The following is a 769-nucleotide window of genomic DNA, read 5'->3' as shown; positions in this document are numbered from 1 at the left end:
CCCACCAGCGTGCCCGCGATCAGGCCCAGCTCGGGCGTGAGGCCCCAGACCTTGATCGCATGGCCGGCCACGTAGGCCGAGCCGCCGAGGAAGGCCGCATGGCCGAAGGACAGGAGCCCGGTGAAGCCCAGCAGCAGGTTGAAGGCCGAGGCGAACAGCGCGAAGCACAGCAGCTTCATCACGAACACCGGGTAGGCGCCGAAGAACGGTGCCAGCACCAGCGCGACGAGCAGCAGGCCGTAGAAGACGGTGGAGATCTTTTTCATGTTCATGCCGCCTGCTCTCACTTCTCTTTGCCGAACAGGCCGGCAGGACGCACCAGCAGCACGATGACCATGATCACGAACACGACGGTGGACGAGGCCTCGGGATAGAAGACCTTGGTGAAGCCCTCGATCACGCCCAGCCCCAGCCCGGTGAGGATGGCGCCCATGATCGAGCCCATGCCGCCGATCACGACGACGGCGAACACCACGATGATCAGGTTCTGGCCCATCAGCGGCGAGACCTGGATCACCGGCGCGGCCAGCACGCCCGCGAAGGCGGCGAGGCCCGCGCCGAAGGCATAGGTCAGCGTGATCATCAGCGGCACGTTGACGCCGAAGGCCTCGACCAGCCGCGGGTTCTCGGTGCCCGCGCGCAGGTAGGCGCCGATGCGGGTCTTCTCGATCACGAACCAGGTGGCGATGCACACGACCAGCGAGGCCACGACCACCCAGGCGCGGTAGTTGGGCAGCACCATGAAGCCCAGGTCGGTGGCGCTCGAGAG

2 protein-coding genes are annotated in these 769 nt (G+C 66.7%); both read right to left on the bottom strand.

Annotated elements, in window-relative coordinates; translation table 11 throughout:
- Positions 1 to 272, bottom strand: a 272-nt coding sequence (locus AC07RV_RS45845) for an ABC transporter permease subunit (RefSeq protein WP_492716640.1), incomplete at its 3' end; no start/stop codon positions are given.
- Between the two features lie 11 nt (positions 273 to 283).
- Positions 284 to 769: branched-chain amino acid ABC transporter permease (locus AC07RV_RS45840; RefSeq protein WP_492716636.1), on the bottom strand; the 486-nt coding region annotated here is incomplete at its 5' end.

The sequence above is a fragment of the Variovorax sp. GW821-FHT09B01 genome (genome assembly GCF_059418345.1).
Note: the sequence above shows the minus strand (reverse complement) of the source record. Positions and strands in the feature narration are given on the sequence as shown.